Annotated in this window: 17 protein-coding genes; 9 read left to right on the forward strand and 8 right to left on the reverse strand. The window is 66.1% G+C overall.

The features are described 5' to 3' along the window. Positions 1-56: 56 nt before the first annotated feature. The 7 genes from coaBC (at position 57) to ACFQ2S_RS11205 (ending at position 7061) form a co-directional block, all read left to right on the forward strand. Positions 57-1253: a bifunctional phosphopantothenoylcysteine decarboxylase/phosphopantothenate--cysteine ligase CoaBC gene (gene coaBC, locus ACFQ2S_RS11175; RefSeq protein ID WP_386074537.1), complete on the forward strand. Its 1197-nt coding sequence runs from the start codon at positions 57-59 to the stop codon at positions 1251-1253. Beyond that, positions 1250-1717, forward strand: a complete 468-nt coding sequence (gene dut / locus ACFQ2S_RS11180; RefSeq protein ID WP_386074538.1) for a dUTP diphosphatase — start codon at positions 1250-1252, stop codon at positions 1715-1717. Before coaBC ends, dut begins: the two co-directional genes overlap by 4 nt. Then, positions 1717-2757, forward strand: a complete 1041-nt coding sequence (locus ACFQ2S_RS11185) for a HesA/MoeB/ThiF family protein (RefSeq protein ID WP_386074539.1) — start codon at positions 1717-1719, stop codon at positions 2755-2757. The genes dut and ACFQ2S_RS11185 overlap by 1 nt, the downstream gene beginning before the upstream one ends. Positions 2758-2823: 66 nt before the next feature. Further along, positions 2824-3618 (forward strand): transporter substrate-binding domain-containing protein, encoded by a 795-nt coding sequence (locus ACFQ2S_RS11190; protein WP_386074540.1) that lies wholly within the window; start codon positions 2824-2826, stop codon positions 3616-3618. Between the two features lie 41 nt (positions 3619-3659). Next, positions 3660-4457 carry an amino acid ABC transporter permease gene (locus ACFQ2S_RS11195; RefSeq protein WP_386074541.1) on the forward strand — a complete coding sequence of 266 codons (798 nt, stop codon included), beginning with the start codon at positions 3660-3662 and terminating at the stop codon, positions 4455-4457. Positions 4458-4539: 82 nt separating this feature from the next. Further along, positions 4540-4971, forward strand: a complete 432-nt coding sequence (locus ACFQ2S_RS11200) for a DUF4399 domain-containing protein (protein WP_089234382.1) — start codon at positions 4540-4542, stop codon at positions 4969-4971. Between the two features lie 62 nt (positions 4972-5033). Further along, positions 5034-7061 carry a M3 family metallopeptidase gene (locus ACFQ2S_RS11205; RefSeq protein ID WP_386074542.1) on the forward strand — a complete coding sequence of 676 codons (2028 nt, stop codon included), beginning with the start codon at positions 5034-5036 and terminating at the stop codon, positions 7059-7061. A 30-nt stretch (positions 7062-7091) separates the two neighbouring features. Here the strand turns inward: ACFQ2S_RS11205 and ACFQ2S_RS11210 are convergent, their stop codons facing one another. Next, positions 7092-7640, reverse strand: a complete 549-nt coding sequence (locus tag ACFQ2S_RS11210) for an SH3 domain-containing protein (protein WP_386074543.1) — start codon at positions 7638-7640, stop codon at positions 7092-7094. Positions 7641-7741: 101 nt separating this feature from the next. Between ACFQ2S_RS11210 and ACFQ2S_RS11215 the strand changes: the two genes are divergently transcribed. Beyond that, positions 7742-8728 (forward strand): 2-hydroxyacid dehydrogenase, encoded by a 987-nt coding sequence (locus tag ACFQ2S_RS11215; RefSeq protein WP_386074544.1) that lies wholly within the window; start codon positions 7742-7744, stop codon positions 8726-8728. 140 nt (positions 8729-8868) lie between these two features. On the opposite strand, the gene ACFQ2S_RS11220 is transcribed toward ACFQ2S_RS11215, so the two are convergent. Beyond that, positions 8869-11277 carry a ligase-associated DNA damage response DEXH box helicase gene (locus ACFQ2S_RS11220; protein WP_386074545.1) on the reverse strand — a complete coding sequence of 803 codons (2409 nt, stop codon included), beginning with the start codon at positions 11275-11277 and terminating at the stop codon, positions 8869-8871. Positions 11278-11373: 96 nt separating this feature from the next. Continuing rightward, a complete protein-coding gene (locus ACFQ2S_RS11225; RefSeq protein ID WP_386074546.1) occupies positions 11374-12684 on the reverse strand; it encodes an ATPase in 1311 nt (436 codons plus the stop codon). Between the two features lie 131 nt (positions 12685-12815). On the opposite strand from ACFQ2S_RS11225, the gene ACFQ2S_RS11230 reads away from it, so the two are divergent. After that, on the forward strand, positions 12816-14429 hold the full coding sequence (locus ACFQ2S_RS11230) for a glycosyltransferase family 87 protein (protein ID WP_386074547.1): 1614 nt from the start codon (positions 12816-12818) through the stop codon (positions 14427-14429). On the opposite strand, the gene ACFQ2S_RS11235 is transcribed toward ACFQ2S_RS11230, so the two are convergent. From ACFQ2S_RS11235 to ACFQ2S_RS11255, 5 genes are all read right to left on the reverse strand, one after another. Continuing rightward, the gene (locus ACFQ2S_RS11235; protein WP_386074548.1) at positions 14417-14920 is read right to left on the reverse strand and encodes a prepilin peptidase; all 504 of its coding nucleotides are present in this window, start codon (positions 14918-14920) and stop codon (positions 14417-14419) included. The two genes, ACFQ2S_RS11230 and ACFQ2S_RS11235, sit on opposite strands and share 13 nt — an antisense overlap. Positions 14921-14927: 7 nt before the next feature. Next, the gene (locus ACFQ2S_RS11240; protein WP_386074549.1) at positions 14928-15779 is read right to left on the reverse strand and encodes a tetratricopeptide repeat protein; all 852 of its coding nucleotides are present in this window, start codon (positions 15777-15779) and stop codon (positions 14928-14930) included. Between the two features lie 27 nt (positions 15780-15806). Next, a complete protein-coding gene (locus tag ACFQ2S_RS11245) occupies positions 15807-16373 on the reverse strand; it encodes a tetratricopeptide repeat protein (protein WP_089234373.1) in 567 nt (188 codons plus the stop codon). Positions 16374-16520: 147 nt separating this feature from the next. Continuing rightward, the gene (locus tag ACFQ2S_RS11250) at positions 16521-17510 is read right to left on the reverse strand and encodes a type II secretion system F family protein (protein ID WP_386074550.1); all 990 of its coding nucleotides are present in this window, start codon (positions 17508-17510) and stop codon (positions 16521-16523) included. A gap of 9 nt (positions 17511-17519) precedes the next feature. Next, the gene (locus ACFQ2S_RS11255) at positions 17520-18488 is read right to left on the reverse strand and encodes a type II secretion system F family protein (RefSeq protein WP_386074551.1); all 969 of its coding nucleotides are present in this window, start codon (positions 18486-18488) and stop codon (positions 17520-17522) included. Between the last annotated feature and the right edge of the window lie 5 nt (positions 18489-18493).

The following is an 18493-nucleotide window of genomic DNA, read 5'->3' on the forward strand; positions in this document are numbered from 1 at the left end:
CCAGCCCCGCTGGCGCCCCCTAAACCGTTGGTCAGGAAAGCTGGGGAAGGCGGGACATGAGCACGCAGAGGCGCATCCTTCTGATCATCGGTGGCGGTATCGCGGCCTTCAAGTCGCTCGATCTCATCCGCCGCCTGCGCGACCGCGGCTTTGCCGTGACCCCGGTGCTGACCCCCGCGGCGGAACAGTTCGTGACCCCGCTCAGCGCCTCGGCGCTCGCCGCCGAGAAGATCTACCGCGATCTCTTCGACCTGACAGACGAGGCGGAAATGGGCCATATCGAGCTCAGCCGCTCGGCGGACCTGATCGTCGTGGCCCCGGCAACGGCGGACCTGATGGCCAAGATGGCCCATGGGCACGCCAACGATCTGGCCTCGACGCTGCTGCTGGCGACCGACACGCCGGTTCTGATCGCGCCTGCGATGAACGTGCGGATGTGGGAGCATCCGGCGACGCGCCGCAACCTCGCCACGCTGCTGGCCGACGGGGTCCGGACGATCGGGCCCGACGAAGGGGCGATGGCCTGCGGGGAATTCGGCTTCGGCCGGATGGCCGAGGTGCCAGACATCGTGGCGGCGGTGGAGGCGGCTCTCGCCGACGGGCCGCTTGCCGGGCGCCATGTGGTTGTCACCTCGGGGCCGACCCACGAGCCGATCGATCCCGTGCGCTACATCGCCAACCGCTCCTCGGGCGCGCAGGGAACGGCAATTGCCGCGGCACTCGTCGCGCTCGGTGCACGTGTGAGTTTCGTCACCGGACCGGCAAGCGTGCCTCCGCCGCCCGGGGTCGAGGTCGTCTCGGTGGAGACCGCCCGGCAGATGCGCGATGCGGTGATGGCGGCGCTTCCGGCCGATGCCGGCGTCTTTGCCGCTGCGGTGGCGGACTGGCGTGTGGCCAATGCCGCGGATCGCAAGATGAAGAAGGACGGCAGCGGCACGCCGCCGGCGCTCGAGTTCGCCGAGAACCCCGACATCCTTGCCGAGATCTCCGGCCTGACGGAGGGCCGGCCCGCCCTCGTCGTAGGCTTCGCCGCCGAGACGGATAACGTGGTGGCCCATGCCACCGCCAAGCGCGCGCGCAAGGGCTGCGACTGGATCCTCGCCAACGACGTGTCGGAGGGCACCGGGATCATGGGCGGCAGCGAGAATGAGGTCACGCTGATCTCCGACGCGGGGGCGGAGACCTGGCCACGCATGGGCAAGGACGCCGTCGCCCGGCAACTGGCACAGCGGATCGCGGAGGCGCTGGCGTGAGCGTGCTCGTCAAGCTGCTGCGCGAGGACTGGGCCGACCCGGAGGTCGCCTTGCCGAGCTACGAGACCGCCGGGGCCGCAGGTGCGGATATCCGCGCCAACTTCCCGCCGGAGGATCGCGCCGAGGGGATCGAACTGGCCCCGATGGAACGCCGGATCATTCCCAGCGGCCTGCGACTTGAGATCCCGCCCGGTTACGAGGTGCAGATCCGCCCGCGATCCGGCCTCGCCCTGAAACACGGGATCAGCCTGCCCAACACGCCGGGCACCATCGACAGCGACTACCGCGGCCCGCTCGGCATCCTGCTGGTGAACCTCGGGGCCGAGCCGCACCGGATCCGGCATGGCGAGCGCGTGGCGCAGATAATCGTGGCACCGGTCGTGCAGGCCAGTTTTGAGATTGCAGAAGCCCTCGGTGACAGCGCCCGCGGTGCGGGCGGCTTTGGCTCCACAGGGCGCGGCTGATGATTCTGGTTCTTGTCCTCGCCGCGATCATCTGGGGGATCGGCGCCGTGATGTCGGCGCCGCGTCGCCTGCGCTGGACGATGATCGGGGTGCTATATCTGGGCGTGCTGGCGGAGCAGCTCCTGCTGCCGGCCGGCCATCCGCTGCGCATGGCGACCGGCGAGTCGCCAGCCCCATGGCTCCTCTTCGGCGGCTTCGCGGCGCTGGCCTGGGGCTATTCCCGGGGCGTGCGCTGGCTGCGGCGGCGGGCGCAGCCGGAAGCGGCGGACGATGCGCCGCAATCGGGCAAGACCTTCCAGACCGACGAACTCGACCGCTACGCCCGCCACATCATGCTGCGCGAGATCGGCGGGCCGGGGCAGAAGAAGCTGCGCGAGGCCCGGGTTCTGGTGATCGGGGCAGGCGGGCTCGGCTCGCCGGCGCTGCTCTACCTCGCGGCAGCCGGGGTTGGCACCATCGGAGTGATCGACGACGACGAGGTCGATGTCTCGAACCTGCAGCGCCAGATCGCGCATCGCGACGAGGATCTGGGCACGCCCAAGGTGCTGTCCGCGGCGCGGGCGATGTCGGCGCGCAACCCGTTCACGACGATCAAGCCCTACCATCGTCGGCTGACCGAGGAGATCGCCGCCGATCTCTTTGCCGAGTATGACCTCGTCCTCGACGGCACAGACAATTTTGACACCCGCTACCTCGCGAACCGCACCGCCGCAGCTGCAGGCATCCCGCTGATCTCCGGCGCGCTCAGCCAGTGGGAGGGGCAGATCTCCGTCTTCGACCCGGCACGCGGAACGCCCTGTTACCAATGCATCTTTCCCGAAGCGCCGGCACCGGGCCTTGCCCCGACCTGTGCCGAGGCCGGCGTTCTCGGACCCTTGCCTGGCGTGGTAGGCGCGATGATGGCAGCGGAAGCCGTCAAGCTGCTTTCGGGGGCCGGTGAGCCGCTGCGCGGGCGGATGCTGATCTACGACGCCCTTTACGGCGAAACCCGGCAGATATCGCTGAAACCGCGTGCCGATTGCCCGGTTTGCGGCGGCTGAGCCGTCGCCGTCTGGACAGTGGCGCAAGCTGCGCCATACTCGTCCCGCAACAACAGGGAGGCAGTAATGCCCTTCACCAGATCCGTCGCGGCGCTGGCCGCTTTGCTCTCGCTCGGCGCCGTGCCGAGCCTCGCCGAGACCCCCGATCTCGGGGGGCGTGAGGTGGTTGTCGTCACTGAGAATGCCTATCCGCCGCTGCAATTCGTCGACCCGGCGTCCGGAGACGCGATCGGGTGGGAATACGAGGCGATGGCCGAGATCGCCGAGCGGCTGAACATCACAGTGACCTACGAGAACATCTCCTGGGACGCGATGATCCCGGCCGTGTCCGAAGCGCAGTACGACATGGGTATGACCGGCATCACCATCCGCGAGGACCGGGCCGAGAAGGTAGACTTTTCCGCTCCCTACCTGCGCTCCGAGATGATGATGATCGTGGCCGGCGACGAGGACCGCTTCTCAGATCACACCGAGTTCGCCGCCAACGAGGATCTCCTGATCGGCGCCCAGCCGGGCACCACGCCCTTCTACGTCGGGATCTACGACGTTCTGGATGGCGACGAGCAGAACCCGCGCATGAAGCTCTTCGAGACCTTCGGCGCCGCGATCCAGGCGCTGCGCACCGGCGACATCGACCTCGCGCTTTCGGATTCCACCGCCGCGCAGGGCTATGTCAGCGCCTCCGAGGGCAAGCTCAAGATTATCGGCGAGCCGCTTGGCACCGAGGATTTCGGCTTCATTTTCCCCAAGGGCTCCGACCTCGTGGAGCCGATCAACGCCGCCATCGCCGAGATGAAAGAAGACGGCACGCTCGACGCGTTGAACAAGAAGTGGTTCCTCGACTACAAGTTGGGCGGCTGACCGCGATGAGGGCATCGCGGACCTGAATGCGAAAGGCCGCGATGCTTCCACCCCCAAAGGACGACGGCAAGGAATTCCCCTGGTGGCTGGTGGTCGCCGGGGGCATAGCCGCGTTCTTTCTCTGGCGCATTGCGACGGACGATCTCTACAGCCAGGTCCTGTCCACCCTGTCGCGCGGTATCTGGCTCACGATCTTCGTCACGGTGGTCGCCTTTTCCGCCGCCAGCGTGATCGGGCTTCTGCTGGCGGTGGCCTCGCTCTCCCGCAACACCCTGCTGCGCCAATGCGCCCGCTTCTACGTGGAGATCGTGCGCGGGCTGCCCATCCTGGTGCTGCTGCTCTACGTGGCCTTCGTGATCGCGCCGGCGCTGGTGGCCGCGGTCAACTGGGGGCTCGAGGGGCTTGGCATGGAGCCGATCCGCACCCGTGATTTCCCGCTGCTGTGGCGCGCGATCATGGCGCTGACGATCGGCTATTCCGCCTTCATCTCCGAGGTCTTTCGCGCCGGTCTCATGTCGGTCGACGAGGGGCAGGTCGAGGCGGCGAAGGCGCTCGGCCTCAACGGCTGGCAGCGGTTCCGGCTGATCGTCTTCCCGCAGGCGATGCGCACAATCCTGCCGCCGCTGGGCAACGATTTCATCGCCATGATCAAGGACAGCTCGCTCGTTTCCGTCCTTGGCGTGATGGACATCACCCAGCTCGGCAAGGTCACCGCGGCCGGAAATTTCCGGTATTTCGAGACCTACAACGTGGTCGCGCTGCTCTACCTGCTGATGACGGTGTCGCTGTCGCTGATCCTTCGTCGGCTGGAACAGCGCCTGCGCCGACGGCCGGGATAGGCCTCACCCCCTGCTGCGCGTTTTGAGGCGCGCCCCGTTCGCGCTATACTTCCAGCCACGTGCGATATGGGGAGGACATACCATGCGTGGACTATTTCTTGCCGTCATGCTCGCGGCGGCGCCGGCCATCGCCCAGGACACACCGTCGCCGGAGGGGGCGCGGGTCTTTTTCGCCAATGTCGAGGACGGGGCGACCGTGAGTTCGCCCGTGACCATCGCCTTCGGGCTGGAGGGAATGGAGGTTGCGCCGGCCGGCACGGACGCGCCCAACACCGGGCACCACCACATCCTCGTCGACCGCCCGCCGCTTGGCGAGGGACCGGATGGGGCCGACGAACTCACCGCGGGCCTGCCGGCTGATGACAACCACATCCACTTCGGCGGCGGTCAGACCGAGGTCACCCTTGAGCTGGCGCCGGGCGCGCATACCCTGCAACTGGTCCTGGGAGACCAGAACCATGTGCCGCATGACCCGCCGGTGGTGTCGGAGGTGATCACGATCACGGTCGAGTAGCTCTGGCAACCGGGGGCGGCGCGCACTAGGTTCCGCGTGACCCATCAGACCGGAGCCGAGACGTGACCAACCCGCTGCTTGCCGAACGCACCGCCCCCTTCGACCTCCCGGATTTCCCGGCGATCTCCGACGAGGATTTCGCGCCGGCCTTCGAGCAGGCTCTGACCGCGGCGCGCGCCGAGATCGACGCCATCGCCGATTGCCTCGAGCCGCCCAGCTTCGGCAACACGATCGAGGCGCTTGAATTGGCCGGCAAGGAGCTGAGCGACGTCCTGTCGGTCTTCTACACGCTCGCATCCGTGGATTCGAACCCGGCCCGCGAGGCGCTGCAACGCGATTTCTCGCCCAGGCTGGCCGAGTATTCCACCGATGTCTCCCTTAACAAGTCGCTCTTTGCCCGGGTCGATGCGCTCTGGCAGCAGCGCGACACGCTCGATCTGACGCCGGAGCAGCAGCGGGTGCTCTACCTCAGCCACCGCGGCTTCCTGCGCGCCGGTGCGGCGCTGGACGAGGCGGGCCGGGCGCGGCTGCGCGAGATCAACACCCGGCTGGCTCAGCTTGGCACCAGCTTCGGGCAGAACCTTCTCGCCGACGAGCGCGACTGGTTCATGGAACTTGACGAGGCCGCGCTCGAAGGGCTGCCGGGGTTCGTCGTGGACGCCGCCCGCGCGGCAGGCGAGGAGAAGGGGGCGAACGGCCCGGTGCTGACGCTCTCGCGCTCGCTGATCGTTCCTTTCCTGCAATTTTCGCCCCGCCGCGACCTGCGCGAACGCGCCTACGAGGCCTGGTGCGCCCGCGGTGCGAACGGAGGCGAGACCGACAATCACGCCATTGCCGCCGAGATGCTGCGCCTGCGGGCGGAGCAGGCGGAGCTGCTCGGCTACGACTCCTACGCTGCCTACAAGCTGGAGACCGAGATGGCCCGCACGCCGGAGCGCGTGCGCGAGCTTCTGATGGCGGTCTGGGAGCCCGCCAAGGCGCGCGCCGATGCCGATGCCGCCTGGCTGGAGCGGATGCTGGTTGCGGACAACGGCGCGATGCCCCTCAGCCCGTGGGACTGGCGCTACTATGCCGAGAAGCGTCGCAAGGCCGAGCATGACCTCGACGAGGCAGAGCTCAAGCCGTACCTGCAGCTCGACCGGATGATCGAGGCCGCCTTCGCCTGCGCCAACCGGCTGTTCGGACTGGAGTTTGCGCGGCTGGACCTGCCGCTGCACCACAACGACGCCCGCGCCTGGGAGGTCACCCGCGACGGCGAGCACCTGGCGGTCTTCATCGGCGACTACTTCGCCCGGTCCGGCAAGCGCTCGGGCGCGTGGTGCTCCGCCCTGCGCAGCCAGCAGAAGCTCGCCGGCGACATCCGCCCGCAAGTCATCAACGTCTGCAACTTCGCCAAACCGTCGGGCGGCGCGCCCGCGCTGCTCTCCTACGACGATGCGCGGACGCTCTTCCACGAGTTCGGCCACGCCCTGCACCAGATGTTGAGCGACGTGACCTACGAGAGTATCTCCGGCACATCGGTTCCGCGCGACTTCGTCGAACTGCCCAGCCAGCTCTACGAACACTGGCTGGAAGTGCCCGAGGTGCTGGCGGAATTCGCCACCCACGCCGAGACCTGCGAGCCGATGCCGCAGGAGATGCTGGAGCGGGTGCTGGCCGCCGCGACCTTCGACATGGGATTCCAGACCGTGGAGTTCATCGCCTCGGCCATCGTCGATCTGGAATTCCATACCGGTTCCGCGCCTTCCGACCCGATGCAGAAGCAGGCGGAGGTGCTGGAAGGCATCGGCATGCCTCGGGCGATCCGAATGCGCCACGCGACGCCGCATTTCGCGCACGTCTTCTCCGGCGGTTACTACGCCTCGGCCTATTACAGCTACATGTGGTCGGAGGTGATGGACGCCGACGCCTTCGCCGCTTTCGAGGAAGCCGGCAGCCCGTTCGACCCCGCGGTGGCGGCGTCCCTGCTCGAAAACGTGCTGTCCGCCGGCGGCTCGCAGGAGCCCGATGTGCTCTACACCGCCTTCCGCGGGCGTCTGCCGGGGGTGGAGGCGCTGCTCAAGGGCCGGGGGCTCGACACCGCCGCCTGACATTTCGCGCGCCGCGCCCCGCGGCGCGCGTCATTCCCGGATCTCGTCGGCCGAAACTCCCCAGAGCGCCGATTTCTGCGTCCAGCCGCGGGAGCCTCCGGCCGTAATCCGGCACCAGTTCAGCGTGCATTCCCCGAGCCGGGCGACGACACCCGCCTGGACCTTGGCCAGCACCTCGGCATCCTCGGACGGTCGCGCGTGCAGTGCCGCCATGTCCTTCTCCACCAGAACGGTGCGGACGCCCGAGAGCAGCGAATAATGCATCCAGCCGCCCGCGCCGTCGCGATCCTGCACCCGCCGCCAGTGGCCGTATTCGGCGGTGATCTGCAGCGGCATGGCGCGGCGCTTGTAGACCCAGTCTATCCGATGGCTCAGCGACGGGCCGCGACGGGCATTGCCCTCCGTCGACTTCAGCGAGACAAAGCGGGGTAGGGGCAGGTTGGTCACCGTCCCGCGCGTGCCCTGCGAATCCTGTTCCTGCGCCAGGGCCGGTGGCAACGAGATCGCCATTCCGAGCAGAATCGCCGCAATAGCGGTGAAAACCCCGCGGAATCGGGATCTGGTTGCCTGTCGTCCCATGTCTTTTTGTCGCTCGTTTCTGGGGGGCGCTTGTCGCGCGCCGTTTTGCTCGCCAATGTGCCAGCGACGTGGATTGCTGGAAAGATGTGAGGAGGGTCAGTATGCCGAAGGAACGCCTGAGTGTTGTCGTCACGCGACGGTTGCCGGACGTGGTCGAGGCTCGGCTGACCGAGCTGTTCGATACCGAGTTGCGCACCGATGACACGCCGATGTCCCGCGACGAGCTGATCGAGGCGATGACGCGGGCCGACGTGCTCGTGCCGACGATCACCGACCAGATCGATGCGGCGATGCTGGCGCATGCGGGCGAACGGGTGAAGCTGATCGCGAACTACGGTGCCGGGGTCGACAACATCGACGTCTCGACCGCCCGCCAGCGCGGGATCCTCGTGAGCAACACGCCCGGCGTGACCACCGAGGACACCGCCGACATGGCGATGGCACTGATTCTAGGCGTCACGCGGCGCATCCCGGAGGGGCTCGCGGTGATGCAGGCTGGCCGCTGGGAAGGCTGGGCGCCGACCGCCTTCCTCGGTGGGCGGGTCGGAGGCCGCAGGCTCGGCATCCTCGGAATGGGCCGGATTGGCCAGGCTGTCGCCCGCCGTGCCAACGCCTTCGGAATGCAGGTTCATTACCACAACCGCCGGCGCCTGCGTCCGCAGGTCGAGGAGGAACTGCATGCGACCTACTGGGAAAGCCTGGACCAGATGGTCAGCCGGATGGACGTGATCTCCATCAACTGCCCGCACACGCCCTCCACCTTTCACCTGATGAACGCACGCCGCCTGAAGCTGATGAAGCCCTCCGCGGTGCTGGTGAATACCTCCCGCGGCGAAGTGGTGGACGAGAACGCGCTCACCCGGATGCTGCGGGCGGGCGAGATCGCCGGGGCGGGGCTCGACGTCTACGAGCACGGAACGGACATCAACCCGCGCCTGCGCGACCTCGAGAACGTGGTGCTGCTGCCCCAGATGGGCTCGGCCACGGTCGAGGGGCGGATCGAGATGGGCGAGAAGGTGATCATCAACATCAAGACCTTCGACGACGGCCACCGCCCGCCGGATCTGGTTGTGCCGTCGATGCTCTGATCCGGCGACGCGCCCGGATGAGCTGCCGGGATCTGGGTATTTGAGCCAAGAAGAATGGGTGCGATCTCAGCATCTTCTTGGCAAAAATACCCCGATTCTGTCCTGGCCAGATTTGCGCGGTCACGGTCTTGGCGGGCGGCTCACATCTCCAGCCCGGCCTCCTTCATCAGGCGCGCGGCTTCCTCGGCGACGAGCCGCTCCTGTCCCGCGCCGGCGACGGGCACCTTGCCCACTTCGAGCAGCAGCGGCGCGGCGAGCGGGGTGATCCGGTCCAGGCGCATGTGGTCGATGCGGTCGCCGACCCGGTCGATCATCTCTTCGATCCGGCCGAAATCGACTAGGCCGCGCATCGCCTCCTCCCGCGTGATCTGCATCAGCAGGTGGTCCGGGTCGTATTTCAGCAATGTGTCGTAGAGGATGTCCGAGGAGAAGGTCGCCTGCCGCCCGGACTTGCGCGCCGAGGGGGTATTGCGTTCGATCAGTCCAGCGATGGTGGCGCTGGTGCGGAAGGTGCGTTTCATGACCGCGTTGCCCGCCAGCCAGGTTTCCAGCCCGTCGAGCAGGGTGTTGCGGGCGAAGAGCGGCGCCGGGTCCTGCAGCGGCTCCAGCCCCCAGATCAGCGTGGCGTAGTCAGTGGCGACGAAGCCCAGCGGTTGCAGGCCCTGATCCTCCATCCGGCGGGTCAGAAGCAGGCCGAGGGTCTGTTGCGCGTTGCGCCCGGCGAAGCCGTAGATGCAGCTGTGCGCCTTGCCGTCATGCGGGAAACTCTCCACCAACAGCCGGTCGCGCTCCGGCAGGCGGGAAACGTCGCGCTGAAGCTGCAGCCATTCGCGGGTATGCGCGGGCAGGTCCGGCCAGTCGCCCTGGCGGAACATGGCGAGGATCCGGTCCATCAGGCGCATCGAGCTGGCGAACTTGGTGCCGCCGAAGACCGCCACCTTGGGCTTCTGCGCGGCGTGATGGGAGACCTCGACGGTCATCTCCCTCAGCCCCTCGTAGCGCACGATCCGTCCGCCGATCAGAAAGGTGTCGCCGGGGGTGAGCGAGGCCGCGAAGGCCTCCTCGACCTCGCCCAGGGGCTGGCCGCCGCGGCCGCGCAGGCGGACCTTGAGCGTGTCGGTGTCCTGGATCGTGCCGATATTCATGCGGATCCGCTGGGTGCTGCGTGGGTCGCGGAGCTGCCACAGGCAATCCGGGCGCTGTTGCAGGCGCTGCCAACGGTCGTAGGCGCGCAGCGCGTAGCCTCCGGTGGCGCAGAACTCGAGGCAGGCATCGAACTCGGAGCGGGTCAGGTCTGCGTAGGCGCCGGCTGTCGTCATCTCGTCGTACAGTGCATCCGCGGAAAAGGGAGCGGCGCAGGCGGCGATCAGGATGTGCTGGCAGAGCACGTCGCGCGGGCCGCGGCCGCGAGGGGCGCCGTCGAGGTCATGCTCGCGCACGGCATCGAGCGCGGCCTGGCATTCGACGATCTCGAACCGGTTCGCGGGCACCAGCAGCGCCTTGGAAGGGGCATTGTAGCGGTGGTTGGCGCGGCCGATCCGCTGGACCAGGCGTTTGACGTTTTTGGGCGCGCCGACCTGGATCACGAGGTCCACGTCACCCCAGTCGATCCCGAGGTCGAGCGAGCCGGTGCAGACGATGGCGCGAAGCTCTCCCGCGACCATCGCCGCCTCCACCCGCTCGCGCTGTTCGCGGGAAAGCGAGCCGTGATGGATGCCGATCGGCAGCCCCTCCTCGTTGGCCAGCCACAGGTGGTGAAAGAAGATCTCGGCCTGCGCCCGGGTGTTGTGAAAGATCAGCGTGGTGCGATGGCGGTGCACCTCTTCGAGCACGGCCTGAATCGCATAGCGCGCGCCGCCACCGGCCCAGGGCGGCGGCGTCTCGGTGTGCAGCATCGCGATGTCGGGGGCGGGGCCGGGGTCGGCATGGAGGATTTCCACGGGATCGGGGTGGCGCGCCATGAGGCGGCCAATCGCCTGCGGGTCATCGACCGTGGCCGAAAGCCCGACACGTCGCAGGCCCGGCGCGATTTTTGACAGCCGCGCCAGCGACAGCATCAGCTGGTCGCCACGCTTGGATTCCGCCAGCGCGTGGATCTCGTCGAGGACCACCCGGGAGAGGCCGGCGAACATCCTCGGCGCGTCCTCGTAGGAGGTCAGCAGCGCGAGGGATTCCGGCGTGGTCAGCAGGATGTGCGGCGGGTCGGCACGCTGGCGTTTCTTGCGGGTGGCGGAGGTGTCGCCGGTGCGGTCCTCGATCCGGATCGGCAGGCCCATCTCCGACACCGGCGTCGCGAGGTTGCGCTTGATGTCGGCCGCGAGCGCCTTGAGCGGCGAGACATAGAGCGTGTGCAGCCCTTCGTGGCCACCGTCGGAGAGCTCGGCGAGGGTCGGCAGGAAACCGGCCAGCGTCTTGCCACCACCGGTCGGCGCGACGAGCAGCAGGGCGGGCGCCGCGGCCCGTTCCAGCATGGCCTGCTGATGCGGGTGGATGCTCCAGCCGCGGGCATCGAACCATTTCTGAAAGACCGGGGGCAGGGGGTGTTCCATGCGCCCAATCTAGGGGGCATGCGCCGCCGCTGCCACCAGATGCAGGCATTTTACAACGGGGGAATCCGCAGCATCCCGGGAATGCCGCGGAAAGGGTCAGTGTTCGATGTGCTCCTGCTTCACGAACATGTTCTCCCAGGCGCGGTCGATCAGCTCCGGCGACATCTGCCGCGGGATGCCTTCGAACTCGCAGGTGGCGATCATCTGGTCGATCAGGAAGATCGGCTGATAGTTCGCATAGATGTTGTCGATCGTGGGATACTTGTTCTTGAGCAGGTGGATCAGCGCGTCCTGATCCAGCGGCATCTTCCGCTTCTTGGCCACCATGGCGAAGATCTTGAGGAAGTCTTCCTGGTTTGGCCCGTCGATCTTGATCTTGAAGAAGATCCGGCGAAGGGCCGCCTTGTCGAAGATCTCGTTGGGATGGAAGTTGGTGGAGAAGATCACCAGCGTGTCGAAAGGAACCTCGAACTTCTCGCCCGATTGCAGGGCAAGAATATCGCGACTTTCTTCGAGCGGAACGATCCAGCGGTTGACCAGCGCCTGTGGCGGCTCGGCCTGACGGCCAAGGTCGTCCACGATGAAGATGCCGCCGGTGGACTTGAGCTGCAGCGGCGCCTGGTAGGTGCGCGCGGTCGGGTTGTAGACCAGGTCGAGCATGGAGAGCGAGAGTTCACCGCCCGTCACAACGGTCGGGCGCTCGCATTTCACGTAACGCGTATCGAAGCGGTTGGAGCTCCGGCGCAGCGAATTCGGATCGTCGAGCTGCTCTTCGGCCGCAGAGTGGACGATCGGGTCGTAGACGGTGATCACCTGGCCCGCGTATTCGATGGCGCGGGGGATGTAGATCTTGTCGCCCATCGCGTCGCGGATGCCGTTGGAGATGGTCGATTTACCGTTGCCCGGCGGGCCATACATCAGGATCGAGCGGCCGGCGGAGACCGCGGGGCCGAGCTGGTCGAGCAGGTTGCTGGGCAGCACGAGGTGGCCCATCGCGCCGGTCAGCTGCTCCCGGGTGATCTGGATGTTGCGGATCGACTGGCGCTTGACCTGTTCAGAGTAGACCTCGAGCGGAACCGGCATCGCCCCGTAGTATTCGGACTGCGCCAGCGCATCGAGCGCGCGGGCCTTGCCCGCATCGGTGAGCTGATATCCCATCTCGTTGCCGGAGTTCGCGAGCAGCGTGCCGGTCGCCTCGATCAGGTTCTGATCGCGCGCCAGGTCCACGAGCTCCTGCGCCACCGGAACCGGCAGGCAGACAGCCCGCGCCAGGTCGCTCACCTGTTCCGTGTTCTTGCGGAACATCGTCTTGAGAATGATGTCCCGCATCATCACGAGAGGAAGCTTCATCTCCTCGAGGCGCCTGGGCGCGGGAGGAGCGATTACGTTTCCAACATCCATATTCATGACTTCACCAGCCCATTTGCCTCATGCATTTTTGCCGTTTTCGCCCGGAATTCGACATTAACGCCTGCCATTGCACAGACAGCCTGAAACATGCCGTGGTATTGTGGCCAAAAAAGGGAAAGAGAGCAGTGATGCAGAGACAGGGTGCAGCCGTTTTTGCGGGGGTTCTGATTGTCGCCTGGGCGGTTCTGAGTGTCGTGCTCCTCGCCAAGGGAGGGCTCTATATCGCCAAGCACGAAGGCGACACGATGCATCTGATCGACATCGTGTTGCGGCAGGCCGACGGGGAATGGCCGCACCTGGATTTCATGACGCCGATCGGCCTGCTCGCGACCGCGCCCATCGCCGCGCTGGTCGGTTTGGGCTGGGGCGTCGGCATGGCGATGCTGGGCGCGCAGGTGCTTGTCGCGGGGCTGTTTCTTCTGCCGATCTGGTGGGTTGGTGCCTCGCGGCTGCAGACCGGCTGGGCTTTCGTGTTCGGCGCGATCTGCCTTGGGCTTTCGCTGGCGCTGGTGCATGGCGAACCGCAGCCGTCGCTCTCGGTCTCGATGCATTACAACCGCTGGGCATGGGCGCTGGCCTTCATGGCGATAGCCACGGCGATCCTGCCGCCGGTGAACCGCCAGTCCTCCGTTGCCGACGGGCTCGTGATGGGGTTGAGCGTCGCGGCGCTGGCGCTGATCAAGGTCACCTATGTCGCGGCCTTCCTGCCGGCCATCGTAGTCGCGCTGCTGCTTCGGCGTGACTGGACGGCGCTCGGGGTTGCCGTCGCCGCGGGTCTTGGCGTGGTCGCTGCGGTAACGCTCGCGGCAGGTCCGGCCTTCTGGGGTGCCTATCTGGGCGATCTGCTGACGGTGACCGGGTCTGAAACACGGCCGCATCCGGGTCACGAGTTCAACGGCGTGATTGCTGCGCCGGCCTATCTTGGTGGGTCCATTGCGGCGCTGGCCTCGGTTGTCCTGCTGCGACAGGCGGGACGGCACGATGCCGGGCTGGTGCTGCTTCTGCTGGTGCCCGGTTTCTTCTATGTCACCTACCAGAACTTCGGCAACGACCCGCAATGGCTCTACCTTCTGGGCGTGCTGCTCTTTGCCCTGCGCCCGGAACCCGGCACCCGCAACGGTTTCGGCTGGGAGATGCGCCAGGCGCTGGCGCTGGCGGGCTGCGCCGTGTTCATGCTGGGCCTGCCGTCGGCCTTGAACCTCGGATTCAGCCCGTTCCGCCACTTCTTCGCGAACGCCGAGAATTACCAGCCTATGTTTCCGCGCAGCGAGAAGCAGGACGACATCTTTGTCCTGACGTCCCGCAATGCCAAACCGACCGGAACGGTGGAACGGCCGGTGATCGGCCTCGATCTGCCAGAGCCCGAGGAAACCGTTCCGCCCGCGATCCTGTTGGGCGAGACCTTGCCGGAATGCGAGTTGGCGGGCGGCACGATCACCATCTACGATGGGATGGCCCGCGATATCGAGGCCGCAGGCTTTGCCGGCGCGTCTCTTTACGGGGCCGACCTGCTCACGAGCTACTGGCTGTTCGGGGACTTTCCGCGTCTCCAAGGTGGCGCGCCCTGGCGCTACGACGGCCTGCCGGGGATCGAGCACGCGAGCCACATCGTGGTGCCGCTCTGCCCTCTGGACCGCCGTTCCCGGACGAGCACCCTCGATGCTCTGGATGCGGCAGGCTACGGGCTGGTGGAGCGCTACCGCACCGAAGGCTACATCCTGCTGGAGCTTCAGGCGCCGTAGAGCGCACCGAGCGCAAGATAGAGGATAAGCAGCGCGCCAAGCGCAAGGCCCATCGGAAAGTCCTTCTTTCGCTGCCAGCTCTCCCAGTCGGGCACTGCGCCGCGGATAGCGGGAATCCTTCGCGCCGCCCTGTGGCAGACAAAGGATGCAAGCAGGACCGCGGCAAAGAGGTAGCAAAGGGTTCCGACATCGCCGAGCGCGACGAAGGGGGCCATGGCAGCGGCGAACTTGGCGTCGCCAGCCCCCAGCAACCCGCCCATGTTCATCACGAAGCCGATAATCAGAACCACCACGAGGTGCAGCCATTGCCAGAGATAGAGATCGAACGGCAGCGCCAGCGGTCCGATCACCGCGTAGATCCCCACCAAAGTCATCACCGACTTGTTGGGGATCTTCATGAAGGCCATGTCGTTCCACGCCGCCCAGAGGCCGACGGGAATGGCGAAGGGCAGGAACCAGAGCGCGGCGCTGGCCGGGATCTCAAGGGTCATGGAACGCCTAGTTCGTGGCGTCGAGTGCGTTCAGGCTGTGAACGGCGGCGTCGAAATGCTGCGGATGGGTATCGATCGCGTCCTGCAGCAGCGAACGTCCCATCGTGACGTCGCCCTGTTTGATAGCGGTCAGGGCCATCGTGTGCAGCAGTTGGGCACGTTCTACCTGTGTCATCTCGACGATCGGCATCTGGTAGTTGCGCTGCGCACCGCGTGCGAGAACCAGGTTGTTCTTGGCGGTGAACAGCTTCGGGTCATACTGGATCGCCTCGCCGAAAAGCCGCTCCGCTTCGCGGTATTCGCCGCGGGTCAGCTTGGAATAGCCCCAGTTGTTCAGCGTGCTGGAGGGCCGCGTGGTCAGACCGACCGCGGTCTCATAGAAACTGTCGGCCTTCTTCCACTCCTTGTTGCCGTCGGCGATCATCGCTTCGAGCTTGTAGCGGTCGAAGGTCTCGTAGGTCGGCGGGACGCTGTCGAGCGTGGCCTCGGCCTTCTCCCAGTTGCCGGCACGGATCAGCGCATCGGCGTAATCCACCTTGTCTTCGCTGGTGGACTCGGGATGCGCCACCACCTTGGACCAGGCCGCGGCGGCTTCGGTGTTCTGCTTGGAACGCACCAGGCTCTTGGCGAGGTTGCGCTGCAGGTCGATCCGGTCGGGATGCTCCGCCGACGTCCGCTTGAAATAGTTCACGGCCTCGTTGGGATCGGCGACTGTCAGCATGACGTCGCTCATGTCGTTGTCCTCGATCGCGTTGACCGACTGGATCGCGCGGTCGACATCGGTTTCGCCCGCCTTCTGACAGGCGGAGAGAGCCATGGCACTGCCAAGGCACAGCATGACAAGGGTGGAGTGGCGCATTTCGCGTCCTTTTCTGCTCGGTCTGCCTCAGGGTGTGCTCAGAAGGCGGTATGTACCGCTCCCCCGTCGCACCAGGTCGAAGTTTGTTGTGTTTTCGGAAGTGTAAGCAGGATTTTCGAGTTTGGCGAGCGCGGAGGTCAAGTTTTGCTGGATTTCGGCACTTCCGCCACTGTCGAGCGCGAAGGCGACGCGAAACACCTGCGCCGCCTCGCCGATCTCGCCCTGTTCCACCAGCACGACGCCAAGGTTGTTCCAGGCGGCGGCGAAGTCCTCGTCCTCCTCGATGGCGCGGCGCAGCAGCTTCTCGGACTGCCCCAGGCGGCCGAGGCGCAGGTTGGCCGAGCCGAGGGCGGAGAGGACGTCCGCGTTCAGCCCCTGTTCCGATCCGGCGCGGAGGTATTCCCGGAGAGCGAGTTCGTATTCGCCGGCAGCCATCAGCCGGTGCCCGACAATCAGCCCGTCGACCGCATCCTCGACGGTTTCAACGCCGGGCGGTGCAGGCGGGCCTTCGTTGAGGGGGGAGAGGCGCGAATCCTGGGCGCAGCCCGCAAGAGCGAGGCCAATCGCGAGGAACGGCGCGGCTAGACGATACATTGGGTGGCCTCGGGGGCGGGTGGCTGGCTTTGGCTGCCAGTCTTGCCGGTTCGCAAGGCCGCTCCAAGGGGGGGCGGGGGATCGTCGGCACGATCCATCCGAGGTGTGGCAAATCAGACTCCCGGGCCGCTGGCCCGGGAGAGGTCCTCAGAAGTTGGACGACGAGAGCGTCGTGTAGATGTTGTAGATTGACGGCCCGATCAGGATGATCAGCAGCGGCGGAACGGTGAACATCATGGTGCCCAGCGTCAGCTTCGTCGGAAGCACGTTGGCCTTTTCCTCGGCCCGCATCACGCGCTTGTCTCGCATCTCGGAGGCGTAGACCCGTAAAGCCTCGGCGATCGAGGTACCGAAGCTCGCCGACTGGATCAGCACGGTCACGAAAGAGGCCACGTCCGGCACGCCGGCACGCTCCGCCATGTCCTTGAGGACCTGGATCTTTTCCTTGCCGGCCTTCATCTCGTGGGCGACGATCTCGAATTCTTCCGCCAAGGCCGGAAAGCCGGCGCGCAGTTCCTTGGACACGCGGACAATCGACTGCTCCAGAGACTGACCCGCCTCGACGCAGACGAGCATCATGTCGAGCGAATCCGGGAAACCGTTGGTGATGTCTTCCTGGCGCTTCTGAAGCCGGCGGTTCACCCAGTATTTCGGGATGTAGTAACCTACGGCGCCCGGAATGATGATCGAGAGAACCAGGGCCTGGGTTGTGACCTCGCCGGTGGCGGACGTGACGATCGCGTAGAGAATGCCGAGGATCAGGAAGCCGATCCCGAGCGCAAACTGCGCGAAGTGGTATGTCCGCACCGCTGACTTGGAGCGATACCCGGCCCGGAGCATCTTGAGCCGAGCCGACGACATCTCCTCCTCGTCCTGGGGTTCGAGGAAGTTGGCGAACTTGTTGAGCTTGTCCGCGCGGCCGCTGTCGTAGCGCAGCGCAGCCTTCTCGGTCTTGCCCTTGCCGAAGTTGCTGGAGGTCTGCTTTTTCAGCTTATCCAACGGATCGGCACGCCGCTTCATCAAGACCGGCAGCGTCAGGGCGATCAGCAGGATGCCGAGAACGCCGACCGCGTAGAGCGGCCCGAGTTCGCCGAAGTTCTCGATCAACCAGTCGTTGGCGGAAAGAAGGAGTTCCATGTTCGCCTCTCAGACCTTGATGTTGACCATGATCTTCATGAAGACCACGTTCACAGCGAGGAAGGTGCCGACCACGAGACAGGCCGGGATGAAAGCTGCCGTTTCCTTGACGTCTTCGTAGTAGTCTGGCTGGATCACGTTGATCCCGACGAGGGCAAGGATCGGGAAGACCGACAGGAACATGCCCGACCACTTGGCTTCCGCGGTGATCGCCTTGACGCGGCGGAACAGCTTGAAGCGGGCGCGAATGACCTTTGCCAGTCCGTCCAGGATCTCGGCGAGGTTGCCGCCCGACTGCTGCTGGATCGTTACGGCGACGGCGAGGAAGCGAAGATCCTGCATGTCCATCCGCTCGGCGAGCGATTTCAGGCTGTCGGAGATGTCGCGGCCATAGGCGCTTTCATCCGCGATCACGCCGAATTCGGAACCGAGCGGGTCGGGGACCTCGCGGGCCACGATGTTCACGGCCGAGGAGAACGGGTGACCGACGCGCAGCGAGCGCACCATCAGTTCCACGGCGTCGGGAAGCTGCTCCTCGATCAGGGCGAGGCGCTTCTTGGCCTTGGAATTGACCCACATGTAGACGCCGCCCACACCCATCGCCACGGCGACCACGATCCGAACCGCGAGGCCGGCTTCCGTCGCCACCGTCAGGCCGGCAAAGGCGACCCCGGACAGGACGAACATGATCATCACCAACTGAGACGGCGAGAACGCGATGTTCGCCTTCTGCGCCTTGTCGGCGAGGATCGAGTAGAGCGGGATGCCCCCCGAGTTCATGTGCTGTGTCATCTCCTTGCGGAGCTGTTCCAGCACTTCTTCGCGCCCGCCGCCCTTCTCGAGCAATTCCAGGCGGCGGTTCACCTTGTTGTTAAGGCTGATCGACTTGCCGAAGGCGGTGAGGTAGATGCCCTCGACCAGCACCAGGACGGCGACGAAGATCAGTCCGTATATGAGCGGCTCGGCAGAGATTTCCATGTGCG

This window comes from Tropicimonas aquimaris, assembly GCF_042676185.1.
Lineage (GTDB): Bacteria > Pseudomonadota > Alphaproteobacteria > Rhodobacterales > Rhodobacteraceae > Tropicimonas > Tropicimonas aquimaris.